The organism is Sporolituus thermophilus DSM 23256 (assembly GCF_900102435.1).
Classification (GTDB): Bacteria; Bacillota; Negativicutes; order Sporomusales; family Thermosinaceae; genus Thermosinus; species Thermosinus thermophilus.
In genome coordinates this window covers 185469-207957 of record NZ_FNBU01000002.1, presented here as the reverse complement: position 1 = coordinate 207957, position 22489 = coordinate 185469, and the positions used below count along the sequence as shown (strand labels likewise).

At 52.1% G+C, this 22489-nt stretch carries 23 protein-coding genes and 1 other RNA gene; all 24 read left to right on the top strand.

All coding sequences use genetic code 11. From position 1 onward, the window contains the following. Positions 1–32: 32 nt before the first annotated feature. The 24 genes from BLQ99_RS02390 to BLQ99_RS02275 all read left to right on the top strand — a co-directional run bounded on the left by BLQ99_RS02390 (position 33) and on the right by BLQ99_RS02275 (position 22430). On the top strand, positions 33–1400 hold the full coding sequence (locus tag BLQ99_RS02390) for an ATP-binding protein (RefSeq protein ID WP_093687754.1): 1368 nt from the start codon (positions 33–35) through the stop codon (positions 1398–1400). Further along, complete coding sequence (locus BLQ99_RS02385) at positions 1393–3153, top strand: vWA domain-containing protein (protein WP_093687752.1); 1761 nt, start codon at positions 1393–1395, stop codon at positions 3151–3153. Before BLQ99_RS02390 ends, BLQ99_RS02385 begins: the two co-directional genes overlap by 8 nt. 89 nt (positions 3154–3242) lie before the next feature. Beyond that, entirely contained in the window at positions 3243–3584 is a 342-nt protein-coding gene (locus BLQ99_RS02380; RefSeq protein WP_093687828.1) for a LapA family protein, read from the top strand. Positions 3585–3631: 47 nt separating this feature from the next. Then, complete coding sequence (locus tag BLQ99_RS02375) at positions 3632–4144, top strand: adenine phosphoribosyltransferase (RefSeq protein ID WP_093687750.1); 513 nt, start codon at positions 3632–3634, stop codon at positions 4142–4144. A 29-nt stretch (positions 4145–4173) separates the two neighbouring features. After that, positions 4174–6381 carry a RelA/SpoT family protein gene (locus tag BLQ99_RS02370; protein ID WP_093687748.1) on the top strand — a complete coding sequence of 736 codons (2208 nt, stop codon included), beginning with the start codon at positions 4174–4176 and terminating at the stop codon, positions 6379–6381. Beyond that, on the top strand, positions 6381–6830 hold the full coding sequence (gene dtd / locus BLQ99_RS02365) for a D-aminoacyl-tRNA deacylase (protein WP_093687746.1): 450 nt from the start codon (positions 6381–6383) through the stop codon (positions 6828–6830). Before BLQ99_RS02370 ends, dtd begins: the two co-directional genes overlap by 1 nt. A gap of 18 nt (positions 6831–6848) precedes the next feature. Further along, positions 6849–7469, top strand: coding sequence for an MBL fold metallo-hydrolase (locus tag BLQ99_RS02360; RefSeq protein ID WP_093687744.1), 621 nt, complete (start codon positions 6849–6851; stop codon positions 7467–7469). Positions 7470–7492: 23 nt separating this feature from the next. Beyond that, the gene (locus BLQ99_RS02355; protein WP_093687742.1) at positions 7493–8527 is read left to right on the top strand and encodes an AI-2E family transporter; all 1035 of its coding nucleotides are present in this window, start codon (positions 7493–7495) and stop codon (positions 8525–8527) included. Between the two features lie 10 nt (positions 8528–8537). Continuing rightward, complete coding sequence (locus tag BLQ99_RS02350; RefSeq protein WP_093687740.1) at positions 8538–8990, top strand: Fur family transcriptional regulator; 453 nt, start codon at positions 8538–8540, stop codon at positions 8988–8990. Further along, positions 8987–10534 carry a coproporphyrinogen dehydrogenase HemZ gene (gene hemZ, locus BLQ99_RS02345; protein ID WP_093687739.1) on the top strand — a complete coding sequence of 516 codons (1548 nt, stop codon included), beginning with the start codon at positions 8987–8989 and terminating at the stop codon, positions 10532–10534. The genes BLQ99_RS02350 and hemZ overlap by 4 nt, the downstream gene beginning before the upstream one ends. Beyond that, positions 10528–11793, top strand: coding sequence for a histidine--tRNA ligase (hisS, locus tag BLQ99_RS02340; RefSeq protein ID WP_093687738.1), 1266 nt, complete (start codon positions 10528–10530; stop codon positions 11791–11793). Before hemZ ends, hisS begins: the two co-directional genes overlap by 7 nt. Before the next feature lies 1 nt (position 11794). Further along, positions 11795–13597 (top strand): aspartate--tRNA ligase, encoded by a 1803-nt coding sequence (gene aspS / locus BLQ99_RS02335; RefSeq protein ID WP_093687736.1) that lies wholly within the window; start codon positions 11795–11797, stop codon positions 13595–13597. 96 nt (positions 13598–13693) lie between these two features. Then, a non-coding RNA gene (gene ssrS, locus BLQ99_RS02330) (6S RNA) lies at positions 13694–13875 on the top strand. A 27-nt stretch (positions 13876–13902) separates the two neighbouring features. Then, entirely contained in the window at positions 13903–14634 is a 732-nt protein-coding gene (locus BLQ99_RS02325) for a tRNA threonylcarbamoyladenosine dehydratase (protein WP_093687734.1), read from the top strand. Between the two features lie 113 nt (positions 14635–14747). Further along, on the top strand, positions 14748–15785 hold the full coding sequence (gene ltaE / locus BLQ99_RS02320) for a low-specificity L-threonine aldolase (RefSeq protein ID WP_093687732.1): 1038 nt from the start codon (positions 14748–14750) through the stop codon (positions 15783–15785). A gap of 1 nt (position 15786) precedes the next feature. After that, the gene (locus tag BLQ99_RS02315) at positions 15787–17124 is read left to right on the top strand and encodes a replication-associated recombination protein A (RefSeq protein ID WP_093687730.1); all 1338 of its coding nucleotides are present in this window, start codon (positions 15787–15789) and stop codon (positions 17122–17124) included. 114 nt (positions 17125–17238) lie between these two features. Next, positions 17239–17685: an RrF2 family transcriptional regulator gene (locus BLQ99_RS02310; protein ID WP_093687728.1), complete on the top strand. Its 447-nt coding sequence runs from the start codon at positions 17239–17241 to the stop codon at positions 17683–17685. Next, complete coding sequence (gene nifS, locus BLQ99_RS02305) at positions 17666–18874, top strand: cysteine desulfurase NifS (protein WP_093687726.1); 1209 nt, start codon at positions 17666–17668, stop codon at positions 18872–18874. The genes BLQ99_RS02310 and nifS overlap by 20 nt, the downstream gene beginning before the upstream one ends. A 24-nt stretch (positions 18875–18898) precedes the next feature. Next, positions 18899–19270 carry a Fe-S cluster assembly scaffold protein NifU gene (gene nifU / locus BLQ99_RS02300; RefSeq protein ID WP_093687724.1) on the top strand — a complete coding sequence of 124 codons (372 nt, stop codon included), beginning with the start codon at positions 18899–18901 and terminating at the stop codon, positions 19268–19270. 8 nt (positions 19271–19278) lie between these two features. Further along, positions 19279–20373 (top strand): tRNA 2-thiouridine(34) synthase MnmA, encoded by a 1095-nt coding sequence (gene mnmA, locus BLQ99_RS02295; RefSeq protein ID WP_093687722.1) that lies wholly within the window; start codon positions 19279–19281, stop codon positions 20371–20373. A 76-nt stretch (positions 20374–20449) separates the two neighbouring features. Continuing rightward, entirely contained in the window at positions 20450–20959 is a 510-nt protein-coding gene (locus tag BLQ99_RS02290) for a PRC-barrel domain-containing protein (RefSeq protein WP_093687720.1), read from the top strand. 16 nt (positions 20960–20975) lie between these two features. Continuing rightward, entirely contained in the window at positions 20976–21167 is a 192-nt protein-coding gene (locus BLQ99_RS02285; RefSeq protein WP_093687718.1) for a hypothetical protein, read from the top strand. Between the two features lie 2 nt (positions 21168–21169). Beyond that, a complete protein-coding gene (locus tag BLQ99_RS02280) occupies positions 21170–21364 on the top strand; it encodes a hypothetical protein (protein ID WP_093687716.1) in 195 nt (64 codons plus the stop codon). Positions 21365–21404: 40 nt separating this feature from the next. After that, a complete protein-coding gene (locus BLQ99_RS02275; protein ID WP_093687714.1) occupies positions 21405–22430 on the top strand; it encodes an AI-2E family transporter in 1026 nt (341 codons plus the stop codon). Positions 22431–22489: the final 59 nt, after the last annotated feature.

Sequence of the window (22489 nt, the reverse complement as noted above, 5' to 3'; positions counted from 1 at the left end):
ATACAATAAGAAAAAAGAAGGGAGGGGTTTCGTTGCAGCTTTATCATCAGTTAGTGCGCCACAGTGGGAACCAAAACTTGTTCCAGGCAGTTGAAATGTCGATAGCGGCTTTAGTTAATGGACATCCCTTTCATATACATGTTGAGGGATTACGCGGCACCGGTAAGACAACCATCATGCGGGCAGCGCGCGAGCTTCTGCCACCCATTGTACGGGTAAAAAACTGTCTATACAACTGTGACCCGGCGGCGCCGCATTGTCCCGAGCATCGCGGCTTATCCGCCGAAGCCCTTGCCAAACTCGGCACCGAAACTGTTCCCCGGCCTTTTCTCGAAATTTCTCACGCCGCTAAAATCGGCACCGTAGTGGGCAGCATTGACCTGCCCAAACTGACGAATAGTGCCTCACCCTTGGCGTCGTTTCTGCCCGGAACTATTCCCCAGGCCCACCGTGGGATTATTTTTATTGATGAGATTAACCGACTGGCTGATACCGCCCCCGAGCTTGTCGACGTACTGCTGGACGTAATGGGCACTAAACCAGGGCGCATTCAGCTTGAAGAAACAGGTCTACCATCTTGCGAATTTTCGGTCAATGTTACCGTTTGGGCGGCATCCAACCCGGACGAGGAACCAGGTGCACTGGCCCAAATCCGCAAACAACTAGCCGACCGTTTTGATATCGTCGTTGTGATGGGACGGCCTGGCAGCTATCAAGATATTTTATCAATTCTAAATTGCCGTCAGCAGACGAAGCAAAGCAATGTAGCTGTACGTAAGCCGCTGGCGTGCGGCGACCTGGCCGGTATGAGCGTTCCGGCAAAAATTCGCGATCTTTTGGCCAAGATATATATAGATTTTAGCCTGGAGAGTTTGCGGGCGGTAGAAGCGCTGGAGACGGCGGCGACGTTGGCTGCGCTGTCTGCCGGCCGGCGGGTTGTCGAAATCGGTGATGTGAGCAGGGTAGTGCCGCTCGTACTGGGCCATCGTACCGATTACAGCACTATCACCAATATTTTGCGCTATCTGGAAACACTCGAACCCCCCGCGCCGTTGGCCGTCGGCCGCAGCGTTACCGTGCCGCCGGTCGGCGAAACTGGGCAAAGTCAAAGCGAGAAGACCAATCGCGCTGCAAAAAAACATATTTCCCGTCTGTGGTCAGCTTTTAAAAAGTTATTCGGTGCTAAGCAGGACCAAACCACAGAGCCTCCGGTCCCGCCGCCGTCGAAAAATTCGTCCTCCGGACAGGAGACGCCAGGCCATACGACCGCAGGCCGCTCGCCCCAAATCGCCAATCCTGCCGAGACGCCTGTTACCGCTCCCCCCAGACCGGCTGCGCCGCTTACCAGTCTAGCCGTGGAACAATATGTAACCGGCGAGGAAAAATCTTCCCATGGCTGAAGGGAAATGGCAGGAAGACGCACGGTTTCTAACCAAAATCGCTTTGCCGGCCGAGCGGTTAGCAGACCTGATCAGAGCCGATAAAGGAGCCAGGATCGGTCAAAGTACGGTTGTCAGCCAGAAACTGCATATCTTCAATCCGGCGATGCCGGAAGAAGTGCAGGTACTGCAGGACATGGACGCCGGCCAAATATTTTACCGGCGCCGCAATAAGGGGCAGGTCTACCATCTGGACATTTTTCACCAGTGCGGGCTGGTTGACCACCGGCAGGTGGCAGCGGCAATCAAAGGGGCGGTAAATGCCTATAACTTTCATGTTGCCATTCATAATGCCGCATTTTTTAACAAAGTCGGTAATCCGGTCAAGGCGGACTGGATTGATGTCCAGACCGGCACCGGTGGCGGCAGGGTCACCGGCAGCCTAAATTTCGGCAAAAAGCTGTCACTCCGGCGCGCCCATGAGAATCATGTGCATCTTGCGGCCATGGTCCCGGGTGAACACATCGCTTGCCTATTCTATCTGGTAACGGCAGTAGAAAACGTCATCATGGGTTGCCAGCTGGAACTCAGGCAAAATGAGCGGATTGTTCACAAACAGGGTGGCGGTCCTGGCGGTGAATGCGACTTGTCCCCTTATGCCGACCAAACGGATTCTTTTCTCCGGGACAAGGAAACGGCGCAGCTTTCCCAGCCGGTTAAAGAGCGGCAGTATGTACAAGATGTCGTCGATTTGGCCGAAGATTTTGATTCGGTCCGCGAAATGCGGGAAACACTAGAGGCGTTGACCGAAAATCCGAGCCGGACACAAGTGCTGCGTAAGCTCGCGCGCAGCGGCAAGAGTGAACAGGTGCTTGACCGTTTAACCGGTTTAGGCATTGCCACGGCTGAAGGCCAACGGATAACGTTAACCCCCTACGGGCGGGAGTTTAAAGACTATTTAGAGCGCCATTTACCTGACCTGGAGGCGCACTTGCGGTGCGCCATCCGGCTACTAAGGCCCCGCGCTTACGACCAGGGGCGGTCTAAGGCGCGGACAAAAGCCATGCATGGACAGGAGCAGCGGCAGGCAAAGCGGTGGATGGACGGCGGCTCGCTAGGCCAATTGGCTGTTGCCGAAACGGTAATCGCCGCCGCGCAACGGTTCGCAGCCGGCCCAGGCGGATTGTTCACCATTGGCGGCCAGGATATCCACCATTTTATGCGGGAACAAAAAAACAAAACCGATATTTGCCTGATTATCGACGCCAGCGCGAGCATGAGCGGCCAGCGGATTGGGGCCGCCAAGTTCCTTGCCAAGCATCTCCTTTTGTCTACGACTGACCGTGTCGCCGTCGTCGTCTTCCAGGAAAATCAGGTCCGGGTTCAGGTGCCGCTGACCCGCGATTTCGCCCAGGCGGAGAATAGTCTTGCCCATATCGCTTCCTTTGGGTCAACGCCGTTGGCATTGGGTCTCAAAGTCAGTCTTGAATATTTAAGAGAGGCCCGAGCAAAAAATCCGTTTATTATTCTTATTACCGACGGGGTGCCAACCGTCGGCGATGCTACCGGCGACCCGCTGGCCGACGCTCTCACCGCGGCGGCCAATATAAGGCGCCATGGTTACGGTTTTACCTGTATTGGCTTGAAGCCGCACCGGAATTATCTTGCTCAAGTGGCGCAGGCCGCCGGCGGCAATATTTATGTCCTTGATGAACTGGAAAAACACGTACTGGTACAGACAGCGCGGAGTGAATGCCGACCGCGCTGGTACTAACCGGTACTTTTCTTTTTTGATAAAAGGATTATTTGTTTATGACGAGAATAATATAAAATTGTAATTTTCCGGAGATGTGAGTGGTAAATATGCGTTTTTTATTTTTATCGTTTGTTTTTGCCCTCTTGGTAGCGATATTTGCCGTGCAAAACTCCTTACCGGTAACAGTATCGTTTCTAATGTGGAGTTTTCAAACATCCCTCGTCATCATTATCCTGGGGGCGGCTACATTTGGTGCGCTGGTGATCGTGTCGCTGGCCACGCTGGCCCAATTTCGTCTTAAGCGCACTATTCACCAGCTCCGGCAGCGTTTAAGCGACCTGGAAACTGAGAATAATGAACTCAAAGCCAAGTTAAATAGCGGCGCCGCACAAGTAGAGTCCGACAGACCTGCGCCGGAGGGTCAAGCCGCGCCGAGCGTCAGGTTATGAAAGTTTATAATTTAGGTGTATACCAGTCGAGATAGGGAGGCAAATGTATGAATTTTAAGGATAAGATCAGGATAATTCCCGATTTCCCCGAGGCAGGTATTCGCTTTAAAGACATTACCACCCTACTTAAGGACGGGGCAGCTTTTCGCCAAGCCATTGACGCGCTCTGCACCGCTTTCGCCGCGGAGCAGATTGACCTAGTCGTCGGGCCGGAAGCCCGTGGGTTTGCTGTCGGCGCGCCGGTGGCCTACCGGTTGGGGGCCGGCTTTGTGCCAGTCCGCAAGCCGGGCAAATTGCCAGCGGAAACACTGCGCTACGAGTACACCCTGGAGTATGGAAAAGATGCGCTCGAAATTCACCGCGATGCGATTATGCCAGGCCAGCGCGTACTGGTTGTCGACGATTTGCTGGCCACCGGCGGCACTACCGAGGCGACGATCCGGATGGTAGAACAATTGGGCGGCAAAGTCGTCGGTCTTGCTTTTCTTATTGAATTATCCTACCTTAATGGCCGGAGCCGCCTGGCAGATTATCGCATTGTTTCCCTGGCCGTTTACTAACGTGATTTTTGTTTTCGCGAGGTGTGTCCATGGTTTCGGAAGCTAAAGCAAATATTGAGGAAATTATAAAGCAGATACAATCGTATCAACCGGACGCGCCTATTGAACTTGTGAAAAAGGCCTATGCCTTCGCCGGTGAAGCCCATCGCGGCCAGTACCGGGTTTCCGGTGAGGAATATATTACCCATCCGCTCGGTGTGGCCAAAATCCTCGCCGATCTCCAGATTGACGCGCTGACTATCAGCGCGGGTTTGCTCCATGATGTAGTGGAAGATACGCCGGTTACACTGGAGGAGATAGAAAAACAGTTTGGCAAAGAAATTGCCATGCTGGTCGATGGCGTCACCAAACTGAGCCGGATGGAATATAAATCGAAGGAAGAGGAGCAGCTGGAGAATTACCGCAAAATGTTTTTGGCCATGGCCAAGGATATTCGCGTTGTTCTTATCAAGCTGGCCGACCGTCTGCACAACATGCGGACGCTGAAGTACATGCCGCCGTCAAAGCAGAAGGAAATTGCCAGGGAGACTCTGGAAATTTTTGCGCCGCTTGCCAACCGGCTGGGGATTTTCAGCGTAAAGTGGGAGCTGGAAGATTTATCGTTCCGTTTCCTCGAACCGGAAAAATACTATGAACTTGTCGAAAAGGTCAAGCAGAAGCGGCAAGAACGGGAAGCCTTGGTCAATGAGGCCATCAAGATTTTGTCGGAGCGGCTGGCGGCGATGGGGATCAAGGCGGAAATTCAGGGGCGGCCAAAGCACTTTTACAGTATCTATAAAAAGATGCAAAAGGACAATAAAGACCTGAGCGAAATTTACGATTTGTCGGCGGTGCGGGTCATTGTTGATACGATCAAGGACTGTTACGCTGCCCTGGGAATTGTCCATACGCTCTGGAAGCCCATACCGGGACGGTTTAAAGATTATATTGCCATGCCTAAGTCCAATATGTATCAATCGCTGCATACTACTGTCATCGGGATTCAAGGCCAGCCGCTGGAGATTCAAATCCGTACCGTGGAGATGCATCGTACGTCCGAGTATGGCATTGCCGCCCATTGGCGCTACAAGGAAGGCGGAAAAGGGACTGACCGTGATTTTGAGCAGAAGTTATCCTGGCTGCGCCAACTTTTGGAGTGGCATCAAGAGTTGCGGGACCCGCGGGAATTTATGGAAGCGCTTAAGTTAGACGTATTTGCCGACGAGGTGTTTGTATTCACGCCTAAAGGCGATGTCATTGACTTGCCGGCCGGTTCGGTGCCAATTGATTTTGCTTACCGCATCCATACCGATGTTGGACATCGCTGTGTCGGAGCGCGCGTCAACGGCAAGATTGTGCCCCTGGAATATAAATTAGCCAACGGTGATATAGTTGAAATTATTACCTCAAAACATTCTAGCGGCCCCAGCCTGGATTGGCTGAACATTGTTGGTTCGCCCGAAACGCGCAACAAAATCAGGCAGTGGTTTAAGAAGGAGAAGCGTGAGGAAAATATTGCCAAAGGCCGGGAAATGATCGAACGGGAGAGCAAAAGGCTTGGTTATGATTGGCGCGAACTAACCAAAGGCGATCGTCTCAACGAAATCGCCAAAAAAATGAATCTCGCCAATGAGGAAGACCTATTAAGTGCTTTAGGCTATGGCGGCGTCACTCTGCATAGTGTGATGACCAAATTGTTGGAAGTGCATAAAAAAGAAATTAAAAGCACGACCCCGCCGGCGCTATCCCAGTTACTAACCGAGCTCAAGCCCAAGCGGCCACGGACCAAAAGCAGTCATGGCATTCTCGTAAAAGGCGAAGCCGGAGTGCTGGTTCGTCTGGCCCGTTGCTGCAACCCTATACCCGGCGACCCCATTGTCGGTTATGTAACCCGCGGCCGTGGCGTTTCCGTCCATCGTGCCGACTGCACTAATATCCTAAGCCATCCCGAGGAATATGAACGGGTGATCGAGGTGGCATGGGATATTAATGCGGCCGATATTTACCGGGTGACGGTGGAGGTAACGGCTATGGATCGTCCGGGAGTATTGTCAGATATTATGATGGTCGCGGCGGAAAGCAAGACTAATGTCAGCGCGGTTAATGCCAGAGTCCATAAAAATAAAATGGCTACCATCTCTTTGGGGCTTGACATTCATGATTTGACCCAGTTGGAGCACATCATGGCTAAAATGCGGCGGGTAAAAGACGTTTTTAGCGTCCACCGGGCGACGCCCAGTTCTGCAGGAGGTATCTGATGCGAGCCGTTGTACAACGTACTGACGCGGCTAGTGTTATCGTCGACAATCAGGAAATAGCGAATATTGGCCGCGGGCTTACCGTTCTTCTCGGCGTTGGGGAGGACGATGATGAGCATGACGTCCGCTACCTTGCGGATAAAGTTGTTAACCTGCGCATTTTTCCAGACAACGCGGGAAAAATGAATTTATCACTTCGCGATATTAACGGTGAGCTGTTGGTGGTATCCCAATTTACGCTGTACGGCGATTGCCGCAAAGGCCGACGGCCCAGTTTTGACGCGGCGGCGGCGCCGGAAAAGGCTCGCCGGTTGTATGAAATGTTTATTGTTTACTGCCGGCAGCAGAGATTACGGGTAGCCTGCGGCCAATTCCAGGCTGAAATGGTAGTACGTTTGGCCAACCATGGCCCGGTAACCTTGCTGCTTGACAGCAAGCGAATTTTTTAAAACGAAGGAGTGGCAGGCATGAAGATTATTAAGCTAGAGGTTGGCAGCCTCGGCACTAACTGTTACATTGTTTACTGCGAAAAAACAAGGGCGGCTGCGGTGATTGACCCCGGCGGCAATGCGGAAGAAATTCTGGCCGTGATAAACGGCGAAAACCTGAAAGTAGAGTGTATTATTAATACGCATGGCCACGCCGACCATATCCAGGCAAACGCCAAAATTAAGCAGGCTACCTGTGCTCCTATTTTCATTCACCGCGATGACGCCGATATGCTAACCAGTATTCACCGCAACCTTTCGGCCTTTATTGGCGGCGGTATAAAATGCGAGCCCGCTGATCGCCTGCTTCAAGACGGTGATATAATCCATGTTGGGGAAATCATGTTAACCGTCATCCATACACCGGGCCACACACCTGGCGGCATCTGTCTGCTGGCCAACGATGTGCTGCTCAGCGGTGATACTTTGTTTGCCGAGTCCATCGGTCGGACGGATTTCCCCGGTGGTTCTTACCGGCAGCTTATTCACAGCATTAAAGAAAAACTCATGGTTTTGGATGACAATGTGCGCGTATTGCCCGGCCATGGCCCGGAAACGACCATCGGGTGGGAACGTCAGCATAATCCGTTTATTCAGTAACGTCTTGCAGCGAGGTGGCGGCGGTGCTCCCAGAGCGATGGGTGAAATTTGGCGTACTTGTTGCCGGTCTTTATTTACTGAGTAAGGCAACAGCCATTTATTTGCCCATAATCTTGGCAATCATCTTGGCGTTTGTCTTAAATCCGGTAGTAAATTTGCTATGCTCTATGTCGTTTGGGCCGAAAAAACAAGCCTGCTCCCGTCCTGTCGCCATATTGCTGGGGTTTCTTTTTGCGTCCCTGGCGCTGACCCTCGTTGGTGCCTATATCCTCCTGCCGTTTACGCACGAATTTGCCAAACTGGCCGACAGCTTACCGGTACTGCTTAGTAAAATTCGGACATTGACAAGTACTATTGAGTATCGTGCCAACATGGCCGAAGTTCCCGACAATGTGCGGGGGTTAATTGACGAAGGTCTGGCGCGGGCGGTTGCGTTTTCCGTGGAATTGGCTCGGCGGGCGGTAAATGCCGTCATTGGTTTTGCCGGTCAAGTAGTTGAACTGATTGTTGTTCCCGTTTTGGCCTATTATTTTTTAAAAGACTGGCGGGAGCTAAAGAGCATGGCAGTAGACCTTTTTCCTGCCGGAAAGCGGGACCAAGCGACGGCCGTGATTGAAGAAATTGGCGCCGTTGTGAGTAAATACGTCCGCGGACAGGTGCTGCTTAGTATCATTATGGGCTTCATCATTTTTGGCGGTATGTATTTGCTGGGTCTCGACTATCCCCTTGTTTTGGGATTATTAGCCGGATTGACCGAGTTCATTCCCATCATTGGCCCTATCATCGGCGCCATTCCGGCTGTTTTGCTCGCCTATGCCACTGAGCCGGCGTTGGCCTTGAAGGTGCTGATTTTTTATTTTTTGGCCCAGCAACTGGAGAACCATATCATCCTGCCCAAGATCATGGGACAAACCATCGAGCTTCACCCAGTTTTTGTCATTGTCAGCCTGTTAATTGGCGGTCAACTGTATGGCATTGTGGGGATGATGCTGGCCGTACCGGTAGCGGCAATTCTACGGGTGCTTCTCAAACATCTTTGGTATTACGGCGAAGGATAGGTGATACATAATGACCATCGATATGGCTGATTTAAGGCAAAGATTTTCCGAGCGCCAATATAAGCTAACACCGCAGCGCCAGATCATCCTCCAGGCGTTCATCGACCACCAGGATAAACATCTAAGTGCCGAAGACGTGTATACCATTGTGCGCAAGCAATCGCCGGAAATTGGCCTGGCGACGGTGTACCGCACACTTGAACTTTTAAGTGATCTTGAAATTCTGCAAAAACTTGATTTTGGCGATGGGCGCAGCCGTTACGAGATTAATGAGACTAATACGCCACATCACCACCATCATCTAATCTGTCTGAGTTGCGGTAAGGTTAAGGAATTCGAGGATGATCTGTTAGAAACACTGGAGGCAGTTATCGCCCGTAAGAGTAGGTTTAAAATCGTCGATCATCAAGTGAAATTTTATGGCTACTGCCGGGAGTGTCAGGAAGAAAGTGACGATTCATGACTATTAAGCGGTTTATGATAGCCGGCTGCGGCCAGGATGTACCTGTCGTTAATGAAATTATGCAGCTTTTTGGCCTGGAAAACGGGGGCATATTTCCGGAAAAGCTAAGTCCGGGGGACGGCGGTTTCGCTGCAGATACAATCGTGGTGCGCAGCCACATAATACTTGTTCCCCGGCTTGCCATTCTCACCGAATTATTCTATTGGCGGAAAGAGGGTATTTTGGCCTGTCGGGTACGGCGGGCGGAAGCGGAATATGCTGACGAAGATGAGGCGGCAGCAGCCAAGCGCCTGTTAAAGTTAAACGTTTTGGCCTTGATGGAAAAAATCACGGGCTATAGACCCAGCCCGTGGGGTATTCTCCGCGGCGTTCGCCCGACAAAAATCGTGCATCGTTTGCTTGATGCGGGTCTTAGCGCGTCCGAGGTATTGGGACGGGTGACCCGCGCTTATGCTGTTGCTCCCGACAAGGCCTTGCTTGTAACTAATATTGCCGTGCGGCAACGTCCTTTCCTGCTGGCGCCGGAGCAAGCGGCCAAGCTGGTCAGCGTTTATATCGGGATACCTTATTGTCCTTCCCGCTGTCTTTACTGTTCTTTTCCGGCCCATGTCCTTCCCGGTGATCGGCGGGCCGTGGAGGCCTTTTTGCACGCCCTCACGCAGGATATTGAAGCGGCGGCGCTGCTCTTAGGGCGTTACCGGTGCAAGGTGCAGACAATCTATATCGGCGGCGGAACGCCTACCAGCTTGGCCGATAACGATTTTAGCCGCCTGCTGGGACTTGTAACGGCCGCTTTTCGGAGCGACGCAACGCGGGAGTTTACTGTGGAGGCAGGGCGGCCGGACAGTATCACCGATGCGAAAATTGCGACCATGCGGGCTTATGGTGTTACGCGTGTCAGTGTCAACCCGCAGTCGATGCAGGAAAAAACGTTAAATCATATTGGACGAAAGCATAGTGTACGGGATATAATAGATATATTCCAGAAATTTCGCCGGGCGGAAATCCCTGTCATCAATATGGACATCATTGCCGGGCTGCCGGGGGAAGATGCCGGCGACATGGCGGCGACAATGGAGGAGATCGCCGCGCTTGCTCCTGATAATCTGACGGTCCACACCCTGGCCATAAAGCGGGGCTCGCTGTTAAAAGCCAACTTAGTCGGCCAGCTTTTGCCTGATGAAAACGAGACGGCCCGAATGCTGGAAGTTACCCGTCAGTATGTAGCCCAAATGGGACTAAAGCCGTACTATCTTTACCGACAAAAATACATGACCGGCAATTTTGAAAATGTCGGCTATGCCCGTCCCGGGACCGAATGTCTTTATAATATCCAAATCATGGAAGAACGCCAAACAATCGTCGGTATCGGCCCGGCGGCCGGGACGAAAGCGGTATGGCCGGGATCGTGGCGGTTGGCCAGCGTATATAATGCCAAAGACGTAACAACCTATATTGCCAATATTAACATTTATATAGAACAACGGCGGCAACTGCTTGCCAATTTGTTTGCCGACGGGAGGAGGAATAACGAGCTATGCTGACGACTGGGCCGCGCGGGACAAGGGACATACTGCCGGATACGAGCGGCTACTGGCAGTACATCGAACAAGCCGCGCGTGATCTTTGCCGTTTGTACGCCTATCAGGAAATCCGCACCCCGATTTTTGAACATACCGAACTTTTTTTACGCGGTATCGGCGAGACGACCGACATTGTGTCCAAAGAAATGTATACCTTTACCGACCGGGGAGGGCGGAGTATTACGCTCCGGCCGGAAAATACGGCCGCCGTCGTGCGCTCCTATTTGGAGCATAAGTTGTATACGGCGCCTCAGCCGGTGAAAGTTTTTTATATCGGACCGATGTTTCGTTATGACCGCCCCCAGGCAGGGCGACTTCGTCAATTCCATCAGTTTGGCATTGAGGCCATCGGGTCACCGGGACCGGCGGTAGACGCCGAAATAATCGCCCTGGCGGTGCAGTTTTTTGAACGATTAGGACTAACGGGGCTTGAGCTCAATATTAATTCGGTGGGATGCCCCCGGTGCCGGCCCATATACCGGGAAAAGCTGCAGGACTTTTTACGGGACAAGCTGTCTGAATTCTGTAGTGACTGCCAGTCCCGGTTTGAACGCAACCCGCTGCGAATACTGGACTGCAAGAATGAGACGTGCGGCGCGCTTTCGCAGGGGGCGCCCCAAATTGTCGATTGTCTCTGTGACGAGTGCGCAAGCCATTTTGCAAAGCTGCAAGAACTGTTAACGGCCGCTGGCATTCGCTATATGCTCAACCCGCGGCTGGTCCGCGGTCTTGATTACTACACGAAAACTGCTTTTGAAATTCAGTATCCCCTGCTGGGCGCCCAGAGCGCCATATGTGGCGGGGGCCGTTACGACGGCCTTATTGAAGAGTGCGGCGGTCAACCTACGCCGGCGATTGGTCTCGCCATTGGCCTGGAGCGGGTGCTGTTGGCCCTGGAAAAACAAGCGCTATTGCCGACAACGGCCGGCGGTATTGATATTTTCATCGCCCCGATCGGCGAGAGGGCGCAGGCGGTTGCTTTTGAACTGCTTTGCCGCCTGCGGCGGGCAGGGGTCACCTGTGACATGGATTTCATGGGCCGTGGCATTAAGGCGCAAATGAAACATGCCAATAAATACCCGGCGCGCTTTGCCGCCATTATCGGTGACGACGAAGTGGCGCGCGGACAGGTGACACTTAAGAATATGGAGTCAGGTGAACAAGAAGCTGTCGCGTTTGGCGACGTAGAGCAAAAGCTTAGAGTGAAGACGGGGGATTAACATGGATACGATGGCTGGAATTAAGCGAACACACTATTGCGGTGAATTACGCAAAGAACATGGCGGACAAGAAGTCGTACTATGCGGCTGGGTTGCCCGGCGGCGTGACCACGGGGGCTTGATTTTCATCGATCTGCGCGACCGTTCAGGTATTGTCCAGGTGGTTTTTGCGCCGGAAATGGATCAGGAAGCTTTCCGTAAAGCCGAGCTGGCCCGCAATGAATATGTGCTGGCGGTGCGTGGCACGGTAAAGGTTCGCTCCGAGGCGACGGTCAATCCTAATATCCCGACCGGTGAAATCGAAGTTTACTGTCGGGAGGTGCGGCTGCTCAACACGGCGAAGACGCCGCCATTTTACATTCAAGACAATATCGACGTCGACGAACTGCTTCGGCTCAAGTACCGCTATTTGGATCTCAGACGGCCGGAAATGCAGCGCAACCTCATTTTGCGACACCGTGTCACCAAGGCGATGCGGGACTTTTTTGACCGGCATGGGTTTGTGGAAGTGGAAACGCCCATGCTGACGAAGAGTACACCGGAAGGCGCCCGCGATTATCTTGTTCCCAGCCGGGTCAACCCGGGTAAGTTTTATGCGCTGCCACAGTCGCCACAGATTTTTAAACAAATTCTGATGGTGGCCGGTTTGGACCGCTATTTCCAAATTGCCCGCTGCTTCCGGGACGAGGACCTGCGCGCCGACAGGCAGCCGGAATTTACGCAGCTTGACGTCGAAATGTCTTTTGTCGAGCGCGATGATGTTCTTAATCTTATGGAGGAAATGATTGCCTTTATCTTCAAGGAAACTATTGGCGCCACCGTGCCGCTGCCGTTTCCGCGGCTAAGCTATGACGAAGCGATGGCTCGTTATGGTACCGATAAGCCGGATACCCGGTTTGGCATGGAACTTATTGATATTTCGTCGGCCGTCCAAGGTTCAGACTTTAAGGTCTTCCAGACGGTTCTGGACAACAAGGGCCAAGTCAAAGCTATTAATGTCAAGGGTTATGCCAATATTCCGCGGCGTGAACTTGATGGCTTGGTCGAATACGTGGCCAATTTCGGCGCCAAAGGCCTGGCCTGGATTTGTTATACTGACGAAGGCATCAAATCGCCGATTGCCAAGTTTTTCTCCGATGATATCATGCGGCGGATTACCGAGGTTACCCAGGCTGAGCAGGGAGACCTATTGTTAATGGTCGCTGACCAGCCAGCGGTGGTAGCTGCCGCTCTCGGCCAATTGCGCTTGGAAATGGCGCGGCGGCTTAATCTCATCGATCCTAACAAGCTTTCTTTCCTGTGGGTCCTCGATTTCCCCATGTTCGAGTATGACGAAGAAGAACGCCGGTGGGTGGCCATGCATCACCCCTTCACTTCGCCGCGCGACGAAGACGTGGAGTTTCTAGGCAGCGATCCCGCCAGGATTAAGGCTAAGGCCTATGATATGGTACTTAACGGGACCGAAATCGGCGGCGGCAGCATTCGTATTTTTAACCGCGATTTGCAGGAAAAAGTTTTTGCCGCCATTGGGCTGACGCCGGAGGAGGCCGTCGAGAAGTTTGGCTTTCTGCTGGAAGCGTTTGAATATGGTACACCTCCCCACGGCGGTATTGCTTTCGGGCTTGACCGGCTCGTGATGCTGATGGCTAAGCGGTCGTCCATTCGCGATGTTATTGCCTTCCCCAAAACACAAAGCGCTACTGATATGATGACGCAGGCGCCGTCAGAGGTAACGCCGCGTCAGCTTAAGGAGCTCCACATTAAAACCGACGTGGTAGTAAAGAAACCAGGGGCGGCAAACTAATACCGGTGCGGGTGGAAAAACATTCCGCCCGCAAAAACTTGCAAAGGCCTATAATCTTTGCTAAGATAAAGACGAAATAGTTCAACAGCTTGGTTGAGAGCCCTGCTGTGTGCGTGTAAGCCCGGATGTTTTGAGCCAACACATACACTATGGGAGCCTAACTCTGATTATGGCATGTATGCCCCATAACCTTTGGGGGACACATAAAGTAATCAGGAGGGCACCCACCTGCCGAGGGCAGGTTCAAAACAACGGCAATACGGCATGGTGGGGACTTATTTTGTTTTTTCATGGAGTGATTGGTTTTGCTTCACCGTTTTATGCGGACCGAAATGCTTATTGGCAAGAAAGGAATAAAGAAACTGGCCGCAAGTACTGTCGCCGTGTTCGGCGTCGGCGGGGTGGGGTCTTATGCTGTTGAGGCCTTGGCTCGCTGTGGTATCGGGCACTTGGTTCTTATTGACCATGATAACGTAAGCATCACCAATATTAACCGGCAAATCCCGGCGCTCGACTCTACGGTCGGGGTGCCTAAGGTGCAGGTACTCAAGCGGCGCATTGCCGATATCAACCCTGATTGCCGCGTTGAGGCTATTCAAGATTTTTACCGCCCGGAAAAGCGGGACGAGCTCATCCGCCCGGACTTTACCTATATCGTTGATGCTATAGACTCAATCAGTGCCAAAGTTGATCTTATTGCTACCGCCATCGAGCGTGGGATCCCGATTGTTTCCAGCATGGGAGCGGCCAACAAACTGGATCCCACGGCGCTGCGTTTGGCCGATATCAGTCAAACCCACACTTGTCCTATGGCTAAGGTTGTGCGCAAACTTTTGCGGGAGCGGGGGATTACCCGCAATTTAACAGTGGTTTTTTCCTGCGAAAAACCGATTGAGCCCCTGGCGGCCCATCCCGATGAACAGCACCTTAGGCGCCAGGTTCCTGGCAGTATTGCTTTTGTTCCTGCTACAGCCGGGCTGTTTTTAGCCAGCGCGGTTATAAATGCGATTTTAAAAAACGCTGACGACCATGCGTAATAGCACCGGTCGTTTTTTTGTTTTAGCGGGGAATTTTGAGTAATGTAATAGGATTTTACCATTTTTGCCAGAATTAAAAATATACGAGGAAACCATTTTTAGGAGTGATTGTAATGCGGATTGTGGATTTACGCAGCGACACCGTGACACTGCCGACGCCCGAGATGCGCCGGGCCATGTATGAGGCCGAGGTGGGCGACGACGTTTACCGCGAGGACCCTACAATTAACAGACTGGAAGAATTAGCTGCCCATATGACAGGAAAAGAAGCAGGGCTATTCGTCACAAGCGGCACCATGGGGAATCAGGTAGCTGCCATGGTCCATACGCAAAAAAGCGATGAAATTATCTGTGAGGCCGAATCCCATATATACTATTACGAAGTAGGCGGCTTGGCCTGCCTGTCCGGGGCGCAGCCGCGGCCAATTGCGGCTAAACATGGCATCCTCACGCCCGAGCTTATTCGCGGCGCCATCCGCAATCCAAGCGATGTCCATGTTCCCCGGACGGGGCTGATTTGTTTGGAAAATACCCATAACCGGGCCGGCGGGACCGTTTATCCTCTGGAGGTTCTGGCTGCCGTCAAAGCTTTGGCGGGGAAGCACGGCATTCCCGTACATATGGACGGCGCGCGGATCTTTAACGCCGCGGTGGCCCTGAAAAAAGACGTCCGGGAAATTGCTCAACATGCTGATACCGTGCAACTGTGTCTTTCTAAGGGGCTGGGCGCTCCGGTCGGTTCACTGCTGGTCGGGCCGCAAGAACTTATTGAGCGGGCCCGGCGGTATCGCAAAATGCTGGGCGGCGGCCTGCGGCAGGCAGGTATTCTGGCGGCGGCCGGCATTGTCGCCTTGGAAACCATGGTTGACCGGCTGGCGGAAGATCACCAGCATGCCCGCATGCTGGGTGAGGCCATGGCAGAGATGGGACTAGCCATTGATTTGGAAACCGTTCAAACGAACATTGTCATTTTTGATGTTTCGCCGATAGGTGTAACAGCTAACGAGTTTGTTGCCAATTTGCGGGAGAGAGGTATTAAGGTCAACGCTTTTGGTGAGTATAAAATTCGCATGGTGACGCACTTCGGTGTAACGCGCGAAGATGTTTGGCATACCATCGATACTTTGGCCAAGCTGGTAAAGGGTGAATGAGGTGGATTTGTTTGCTTCCGTCCATTTGGCTGAGGCGGAAAAAAAAGCGCCGCTAGCAGTTCGCATGCGCCCAAGGTCACTGGACGAATTTGTCGGCCAGCAGCATCTGGTAGGCCCTGGCCGTTTCCTCCGGCGCATGCTAAAGGCTGGTACTCTCCCGTCGCTGCTGCTGTTTGGTCCGCCGGGAACGGGAAAAACAACGCTAGCCTATTTAATTGCCAATGCGGCAGGCTGCCATTTTGAAAAACTCAATGCCGTGGCTGCCGGAGTAGCTGATGTCCGCAAGCAAGTCGAAGCGGCCCAAGAACGGCTCAGGCTGTATGGGCAGCGCACGATCTTGTTTATTGACGAAATACACCGCTTCAACAAAGGGCAGCAGGACGCGCTGCTCCCTTTTGTTGAAGATGGCACAATAATTCTAATTGGGGCCACTACCGAAAATCCGTATTTTGAAGTCAATTCGCCGCTTTTGTCGCGGATGCGGATTACGAAACTTGAGCCGCTTAGTGAAGGAGAGATAGTCCAAATCCTTGAGCGCGCCCTAACAGACGAACGCGGGCTGGGCGACCGCCGCTTGGCGTGGGATGATGACGCTTTAATTATTATCGCCCGCGCCGCCGGCGGCGATGCCCGTATTGCCCTTAATATTCTGGAACAAGCGGCATGGCAACTGGAAGAAACGGGGGAAGGCCGTATTACCGCTGCCGTCCTCGAAGCTGTTATGGGCGAAAGAATTCATCGGTATGATAAATCCGGCGATAGCCATTATGATGTTATTTCCGCTTTCATCAAGAGCTTGCGCGGTTCTGACCCGGATGCGGCCCTGCATTATCTGGCCCGCATGCTGGAAGCGGGGGAGGATGTGAATTTTATCGCCCGGCGCTTAGTAATCAGCGCCGCCGAAGATGTCGGTAACGCTGATCCGCAGGCCCTGATTATTGCTAGTGCCGCGGCCCAGGCCGTTCATTTCATCGGCCTGCCGGAAGCACGGATTATTCTGGCCCAAGCCGTTACTTACATCGCCTGCGCCCCCAAGAGTAATGCCTCCTATTTGGCCATTGAGCAGGCTCTGGCCGATGTGCGCGGTAAAAACTATGGCGAGGTGCCGCTGCATTTGCGCGATACCCATTACCGCGGTGCCAAGGCACTTGGTCATGGCCAGGGTTATTTGTATCCCCACGACTATCCGGGCGGCTGGGTACACCAGCAATATCTGCCTACCCCGCTGGCCGGCACGGTTTATTACCGTCCAGGGCAGCGGGGATACGAACGGCAAATACGGCAATATTTGGAGCAGTTACGGGCCAGGCATAATGGAGATAGTAAAACACCAGAATAATAGTGTGGATTGTCAAGGACAATTTGCCGATAGGCTTTGACAACCGCACCCTTTTATGCTATATTAATCTCGATAAAACCAATCGAAATACTCGGAAAAGCGGGAGAGGTTGTTGTGAAATTATCAACCAAAGGGCGTTACGGTGTGGCGGCCATGTACGATTTAGCCCTGCATTATGGTCAAGGTCCCATATCGCTTAAAAATGTGGCAAAACGTCAGGGAATATCCGAGCATTATCTTGAACAGCTCATGGGCATCCTGCGCAAAGCCGGTTATGTTAAGAGCATTCGGGGCGCGCAGGGAGGCTATACGCTGACCAAAGATCCCGCGGAAATCACGGTTGGGGATATTATCCGCATTATGGAAGGCCCGATCGCTCCTGTTGATTGTCTGCTGACTGACAACAATACTTGCAAGCGGGCCGATATATGCGTCACCCGCGGCGTTTGGGCCAAAGTGCGCGATAGTATAAGTCAGGTTTTAGATTCTATCTCGCTTGCCGATTTATGCCGGGAAGAAAAGGATAAGGGAGATGACAGCCATGAAACGGATTTATTTTGACCACTCGGCGACAACACCGGTCGATCCCGAGGTCGCCAAACTGATGACGGAGTATATGCTGGACAAGTTTGGCAATCCGTCCAGTATTCACGCTTACGGCCGCGAGGCCCGCAAAGCGGTGGAGGAAGCTAGAGAAAAAGTGGCAGCCCTGATTGGTGCTAACGCCAATGAAATCTTTTTTACCAGCGGCGGCACCGAAAGTGACAACTTGGCGATTAAGGGCATTGCTTACGCCAACCGCAAGAGGGGCAATCACATAATCACGTCGGCCATAGAGCATCACGCCGTGCTCCATACCTGTGAGTACCTTGAAAAACAAGGCTACTTGGTTACTTATCTGCCAGTGGACGAATATGGCATGGTCCGTATTGAGGATCTTAAAAAGGCCATTACCGACAAGACCATTTTGATCAGTATCATGTTTGCCAACAACGAAGTAGGCACTATCCAACCTATCAAGGAGATTGGCCAAATCGCCCGTGAGAAAGGCATTTATTTTCACACCGATGCGGTCCAAGCAGCCGGTAACTATCCAATTGATGTAAAAGAATACAACATAGATTTGCTTACCCTGTCGGGACATAAGTTCCACGGCCCCAAAGGTATTGGCGCCCTGTACGTTCGTCGCGGTGTACGCATTGAGGCAATCCAGCACGGCGGCGGGCACGAGCGCAATATGCGGGCAGGGACGGAAAACGTGCCAGGTATTGTCGGACTAGGTAAAGCGGCCGAAATCGCCAAAAACGAGATGGCGCAAAAGATGGCTCATATACAGCGGCTGCGGGATAAGCTTATCCGCGAAACAATGGCTAAGATACCTCATGTGAAGCTTAATGGCCATCCTACGCAGCGCATGCCTGGCAATGCAAACTTTAGTTTTCATTATGTCGAAGGCGAGTCGCTGCTACTCAATCTTGATTTGAAAGGCATTGCCGCTTCCAGCGGTTCGGCCTGTACTTCCGGCTCGCTCGATCCTTCCCATGTTTTGTTGGCCATGGGCCTTTCGCATGAGGTAGCGCATGGATCACTGCGTATTTCCCTGGGCCGGGGCAATACGGAGGAAGAAGTTGATTATTTCTTGGCGGTAATGCCGGAAATTATCGAGCGGCTGCGCAGCATGTCACCGCTGTACGGCAAGCAACCGGCAGCTATGTCGTCGAATCCCTGCAGCCATTGTCATCATCATTAATTCATATGAATGGGAGAGAAACTTATGTATACCGAAAAAGTCATGGACCATTTCACCAACCCGCGCAATGTAGGTGAAATTGAGGACGCCAGCGGCATTGGCGAAGTTGGTAACGCCAAATGCGGCGATATTATGCGTATCTATCTGAAAATTGAAAATGACATCATTAAAGACGTGAAATTTAAGACTTTTGGCTGTGGCGCCGCTATTGCCACCAGCAGCATGGTGACCGAGATGGTTAAGGGCAAGACTGTCGACGAGGCGCTAAAAATATCCAACCAAGCTGTCGCCGAGGCTTTGGACGGATTGCCGCCGGCCAAAATGCATTGCTCCAACTTGGCGGCTGACGCGCTGCACGAGGCGATTAAGGATTACCTTAATAAAAAAGGAAAGTGAGAGTATTCATGGGCGCAAAACCGAGAGTGGTTGTAGCCATGAGCGGAGGGGTGGACAGTTCGTTAACTGCCGCCCTTCTTGTCCATCAGGGCTATGACGTCATAGGGGTTACCATGCAAATATGGGAAAACGATTTACCGGAAATAGATCCCGAACACCGGGGCTGTTGTTCCTTATCTGCCGTTAACGATGCCAGACGGGTGGCGGACAAACTGGGCATTCCCTACTATGTACTTAATTTTCGCGAAATGTTTCAGGAAACGGTAGTAGACTATTTTATTCGCGAGTATGCCGCCGGCAAAACGCCCAATCCATGTATTGCCTGCAACCGGTATGTAAAGTTCGAAGGACTGCTGCAGAAGGCTTTGGCTCTTGATGCGCAATTTGTTGCCACCGGTCATTATGCCCGGATTGAATACGATAAAGACCGCGGCCGATATATCTTGCGGAAAGGGGTAGACCGGACCAAAGATCAGTCTTACGCTCTTTATCATCTTAACCAGCATACATTGCGGCATTTTCTTATGCCACTGGGCGAATACACCAAAGTACAAACGCGGCAGCTGGCCAGGGAATTCGGCTTGGCGGTGGCGGAAAAGCCGGATAGCCAGGAAATATGCTTTATTCCTAATGACGATTATAAGAGTTTTTTAGAAGAAAAAGCGCCGGAGACGCTTCGACCGGGGAATATTGTTGATACTCATGGCCGGATTCTTGGCCGTCATAAGGGTTTGCCGCTTTACACTGTTGGCCAGCGCAAAGGGCTTGGCATCGCGGTAGGTAAACCGCTGTACGTCGTGGCTCTGGATTATGAGCGGAACGAGGTTATCGTCGGCTCCGACGAGGACGTATTTGCCAGTGAACTAATTGCCGACGACTTAAATTTCATCACTATTGACAAGCTTACTTCGCCGCTGCGGGTAGCGGCAAAGATTCGCTATAGTGCCAGGGAAGCTCCGGCGACGGTGATGCCGGAGGGAGAAGGGGCGGTTTATGTCAGGTTTGACGAGCCGCAGCGCGCCATTACTCCCGGACAATCGGTTGTTTTTTATGACGGCGACACGGTGGTCGGCGGCGGGATTATCCGCAAGGCGATACGTTGATGATGTTGATGATAAAAATAATAAACCGCCTTGTTTTTGGCCATAATAATACTGCAATCTGTTTTGGAGGCCGGTTATGTATAAACTGCGGAATTTGATTGGCCTGCCGGTACTCGAACTGGATACGGGTACGCAGATTGGCGAGGTTCAGGAAGTGGTTGTGGATTTAGCCAGGGCGGCAGTATTAGGAATTGTGACCAATCAGACCAGTTGGTTCAGCGATGGGCAAGGTATCCTGTTCCGGAACTTATTTCGCATCGGTCGCGACGCTGTTATGGTGCGCAGCCGAGATGCGCTGCTCGATTTGACGGCTATGCCGGGGATCGATCAAGCTTGTCGGCTGCATGATGTGGTAGACAAGCAAATATTTACCGAGTGTGGTGTTAATTTGGGTCTGCTGGCCGATATTGCCTTTGACCCGGAAACAGGCGAAATAACCGCTTACGAAGTATCGAACGGAGTCTTTACCGATTTTGTCTATGGTCGTTCGATAATGCCGTTGCCCCAGGTGCAAGTAGTTGGCGAAGATAAACTTATCGTCCCTGCGTCCATGGCAAACCTCCTGCATACCGAAGAGAAAAACTGATTGTGGGGGTGGGACTGTGACTGCTTGTCCAGTCTGCGGGCAGCGCACTATCGGTAAAGTAGGCACTGATCAGTATTACTGCTCCGAATGTTGTGTCGAGTTTTTGGTTCGTGGCGAAAACGTGAAAATCTTTAACGTGGAAACAGACGGAACATTAACTCTGTACAATCCTTTGCAGGATACTGCTGTAAACTTACAGGAGGGATAAAGATGCGCAAGTTTTGGCAAGGTTTGATTTGGGGAGGCTTACTAGGTTCGGTGCTAGGCGCCATCTTTGGTCCCATGGTGAAACCGCAAAAAAAACCCCTAGTGGAACGCAGCGCCGATACGATCAAGGCTACGACCCGGGATTTAATGCGGCAGGCGCGCCGTACCCGCCGGCGGTTGATGAAAAAATTGGATTGACGGAGACCGTACGGTCTCCTTTCTTTTTGGGGTGTAAGGAATGGTGATTACTAAGCGGACTTTGCGATTGGGCATAATTCTGATTGTTTTCATGCTGCTTGGCTATTTTCTGTGGCGGGTGCGTAGTGGCCTTTATCCATTCATCCTTGCTTTTTTTCTCGCTTACCTCCTAAATCCCGCCGTCTGTTATCTGGAAAACCATGGGCTAAAACGGGTATGGGCTATTGCCGTCGTATACGTCGTTTTATTTAGTATTGTTATTATTGGCGGTAGCCGGCTCATTCCGCTGCTGATCCGGGAAATTGAAGCCTTTGGCCGCGATTTCCCGGCCATTGTTGCCCGCGTCGAAGAGTTAGTGCAGGTTTTACAGTGGCAATATCAAAATTCGATGTTGCCATATTCCCTCCGCCAGGCCTTGGACAAAACACTGCTTCTAATGCAAGGCGAAGTGCAGGCCTTCGTCTCCGGGCTGGTCGGCGGCATCATTACTTTGCTCAGCCATTTTATCGGTTTGGCGATTACGCCTATTTTATCCTTTTATATACTCCATGACTGGCATGAAATCAAGGAGAGACTGCTGTTTTTACTGCCGCCTCACTGGCGCCATGAAGCCGTAATGATTCTTCGCGACGTGGATAAAGTGCTGGCTGGCGTCATCCGCGGCCAGATTACGGTGGCCATCATTGTCGGACTGCTGGTGAGTCTTGGATTATATTTGCTTAATGTCCGGTATGCGCTAATGATTGGCATTATTGCCGGCATTCTTGATGTTATTCCCTATTTCGGCGCCGTTATCGGCGCGTCGCCGGCCGTGACCCTGGCGCTGCTTGAGTCGCCGTGGCTGGCGCTGAAAGTAGGAGTGCTCTTTTTGGTCATACATCAGCTCGAAGGTACGGTTATCGGTCCCAAAGTACTGGGCGAAAATGTGGGTCTTCATCCTTTGTCGGTGATTTTCGCTTTATTTGTCGGTGGCGAACTGGCAGGGCTTGCGGGCATGCTGCTTGGTGTGCCGGTTGCCGCTCTGGCCAAGGTCTTCGGCCGCCATCTGGTTCGCATCCTGGGATAAATCGGACAGGAAGCACCAATTATTGACAATAGTACATAAATTATGTATAATGCCTAAAA